The sequence below is a fragment of the Dietzia sp. E1 genome (assembly GCF_014145015.1).
Taxonomy (GTDB): Bacteria; Actinomycetota; Actinomycetes; order Mycobacteriales; family Mycobacteriaceae; genus Dietzia; species Dietzia cinnamea_A.
Map to the genome: position 1 here is coordinate 1 of NZ_JAALDU010000509.1, position 3,316 is coordinate 3,316.

The 3,316-nt window shown below is 69.5% G+C and carries 3 protein-coding genes; 1 reads left to right on the forward strand and 2 read right to left on the reverse strand.

The genetic code is table 11. The features are described from left to right. Window positions 1-148: 148 nt before the first annotated feature. A complete protein-coding gene (locus tag G6030_RS14795; protein WP_182643640.1) occupies window positions 149-364 on the forward strand; it encodes a hypothetical protein in 216 nt (71 codons plus the stop codon). Window positions 365-387: 23 nt separating this feature from the next. Here the strand turns inward: G6030_RS14795 and G6030_RS14800 are convergent, their stop codons facing one another. After that, window positions 388-1,797, reverse strand: a complete 1,410-nt coding sequence (locus tag G6030_RS14800; protein ID WP_347238677.1) for a hypothetical protein — start codon at window positions 1,795-1,797, stop codon at window positions 388-390. A gap of 707 nt (window positions 1,798-2,504) precedes the next feature. Continuing rightward, window positions 2,505-3,227 (reverse strand): 50S ribosomal protein L1, encoded by a 723-nt coding sequence (rplA, locus tag G6030_RS14805; RefSeq protein WP_182643642.1) that lies wholly within the window; start codon window positions 3,225-3,227, stop codon window positions 2,505-2,507. Between the last annotated feature and the right edge of the window lie 89 nt (window positions 3,228-3,316).

Genomic DNA, 3,316 nt, shown 5'->3' on the forward strand with positions numbered 1-3,316 from the left:
GGCGATCCGCGGTCGGGCGCGCTGCCGTCGGATGAGTGCTCATGACGCCATCCTCTCGCATCCTGCCCCTGTCAGGGGACCGGCGTGACCGGCATCGAGGGCGCCTCCGTTCCTCGACCGGTTCCGGCAGCAGAGTCGGGAGGTCACCGTGCCGCGCAGCACCGCCGGGCAGGTGGCGTCGTCGGCCCGCTCGGCCGGCTCGGCACTGGCGACGCTGGACGGGGACGAGGCCCTCGTCGTCGTCTATCTCGACCGCCACACCGTGGGCGCCGACGACATCCCACACGTGCTCCGGACCGTGGTCGAGGTCGGACTGGTCCGCGACGACGACCGGTGGCTGGTCGCCGAGTTCACGCCCCGGTGACCAGCCGGCGATCGTCGGGCGGGTTACCCGAGCGGATACTCCCGGCTGACGCCGACACCCTCGACGCGGGCGACCAACGAGGCGGCGCCGTCCCAGGTGCTCGCCGCGACCGAGGCCGACGCACCGACGGGGATCGTCACCGGCCCGGGGGTCCGGACGAGGTAGTCACGCTCGACGTCCCGACGCAGGACGACGATCTCCGCCGACCCGTCCGGGCCCTCGCCGTCGAGGGCGAACACGAAATCCCCGTCGAGCTGCCGCTTCACAGAGGCCCCTGTACCGGGTGCCAGCGACAGACCTCGGGCCACACCTTCCACCGACCAGTCCGCCTGCTCTTCCGCGATGGCCAGCACCGGCTCCAGCTGAGCGGAGCTCCGGAGGCCGAGCTGGCGCTGGTCCGCCGAGACCGAGACGGTCGCCGAGTCACCGGAGCCCAGCGAGATGCCGTCGACCTCGTTCGTCCAGCCGTCACCGAAGAGGGTGACATCCCAGACGGCCGCCGGCCCGGAGCCCGCGTTGTCCATCGTGATGTCGAACGCGGCGTCCTCGGGGACCACGGCCGCGAAACTGTCCATGGTGCTGATGAACTCGAGCGGTTTCAGACCCGGGACGGGCCCGCCGGCCGGAGTCGTCAGGCGGATGGCGGGCTCGTCCGAGCTCTCGTGGCCCGTTCCCGGCGCCCGCTTGACCAGCACCGTGACGGACTCGTCACCGGCATCGGCACAGACGGGACACTCGTGGATCTGCGTGGTCGCCCGCAGCGGAGTGAGGTGGAGTCGGTTGGCCCGCGATCCGATGTACAGGTAGGCGGGCTCGGACGGGTTGGTGGCGGTGGTGTAATACCACGAGTCGGTGACAGGATCCGTGACGAAGATCTTCTCCACACCGGGGAAGTTGTTGTCATAGACGACGATTCCGACCCGCCCCGCCCCCAGGTCGCGCAGGGCGATAGGGGTGACGGCGTGGCCGCCCGCACCGTCGGCGTCGAAGAACGAGAGGATGAAGTTGTCGCCGCGAGCCCACGCCGACATCAGCTTCCGCACCGTCTGGGCGACCGAGTTCCGTGTGGTCGCGGTACTGCTGGGACTCGAGATCTGGGCTGCCCAGTAGCGGGAGATCAAGCGGTCGAGCGCGTCGGAGGGCTGGGCCTCGAACACGGTCTGACCGGGCGGCAGGTAGTCGGCCTTGTCGAGACCACCGGTATGGAAGAGCCCCGCCAGAGCGGCCATCCCGTAGCAATGGCCACCGGCGGCCATCTCGTTCGCCGCCGATTCGAGCGCGGCACCTGGAGCGCTCAGCACACACTCGCCGTTGACGATTCGCGCGCAGATGTCGTCGCCGAACAGTGACTGCATGGCCGCGGGGGTCAGGCTGCGCCGGTGCTCGTCGCTCCCGGGGCCCCAGTTGTCGAAGGAGAAACCGTCACGCGTCACGTCGAAGCCGCTGGAGGCGATCAGCCTTCCGCTGCCGGGATCGACCGGATCATAGTTCGGCTCTGCGGTAAGCGATTCTGAACCTGAGGAAAGAGAGGCGCTGCCGGACGCCAGCGAGCCTCCCGAGAGGATCGTCGGAGGCGACGCCCCGGCGGCCGCCGGGGACGCGGTCAGGAGCAGTAGGACCAGTATCGATAGGTACCGCGCGAGCATGTCGCCTCCCGGTGGTCGCGGACGCGAGGGGGACGTCCGCTGGAGAGGATGACGATACGCGGGACTTCAGCAATTCTCAGAATTACGGCGGCGAGAGAAGGCCCCCGACGTCGACCGGCCGTGCGCTTCCCGCCCGCGTGGCCGAACCATACCCGAGGGTATTGTCATGCGGGTGGCATAGGACATGTCTGCTCTGGGCGGATCGCGCGCGGGCGAATGCCGCAGCGACCTCTCGCACGCCTCGGCGGCGCCTGCCCCCACAGCCGCACGCCGCCATGGCGTCTCGCACGCCCCGGGGCGGGGGCGAGACGCCATCGCGAGGAGCGGCTGCGGGCTGGGCGGACATGCCCACGGGCGAGACGCCATCGTGGGGCGCGGCTGTGGGCGTGGGCAGGGGCAGGGCCCGGCGTCGGGCCAAGCGACCAAGTCCGGAAATACGGGAAGGCCCCGCGCCGGGGATTCCGGTCGCGGGGCCTTCAGCCGAGCTGGCTAGCTCACTCCGAGTCGGTGCCGGCCTCGAGGAGCTTCGAGATCGCCTGCGTGTCGACCGGGATGCCGGGGCCGGTCGTGGTGGAGATGGTGATCTTCTGCAGGTAGCGGCCCTTGGAGGAGGACGGCTTGAGGCGCATGACCTCGTCGATCGCGGCCTGGTAGTTCTCCGTGAGCTGCTCCGGCGTGAAGGATGCCTTGCCCACGATGAAGTGCAGGTTGTTGGCCTTGTCGGTGCGGAAGGTGATCTTGCCGCCCTTGATGTCGTTGACGGCCTTGGTCACGTCCATGGTGACGGTGCCCGTCTTGGGGTTGGGCATGAGACCACGCGGGCCGAGAACGCGGGCCACACGGCCGACCTTGGCCATCTGGTCCGGGGTGGCGATCGCTGCGTCGAAGTCGAGCCAGCCGCCCTGGATGCGCTCGATGAGGTCGTCGGAGCCGACGGCGTCGGCGCCGGCGGCCTCGGCCTCGGTGGCCTTCTCGCCCGCGGCGAAGACGATCACGCGGGAGGTCTTACCGGTACCGTGCGGAAGGTTCACGGTGCCACGGACCATCTGGTCCGCCTTGCGGGAGTCGACGCCAAGTCGCATGGCGACCTCGACGGTGGCATCCATCTTCGTCGAGGAGGTGTCCTTGGCCAGGGCCATGGCTTCCAGAGGCGAGTACAGCTTGGTGCGGTCGACCTTTTCAGCGGCGGCCTTGTAGGCCTTGCTGTTCTTGCTCATGTCTCATCCATTCCTGCCGCGTCACTCACGCGGCGGTCGGGTGTGGTTCGGGCCTGAGCTGCCCTCCCACGCAGTGCTTGGGGGGGGGG

What these genes read in the sequence shown, in the direction of transcription:
- rplA (WP_182643642.1), bottom strand. Translation starts at nt 3,227, where the DNA reads ATGAGCAAGAACAGCAAGGCCTACAAGGCCGCCGCTGAAAAGGTCGAC.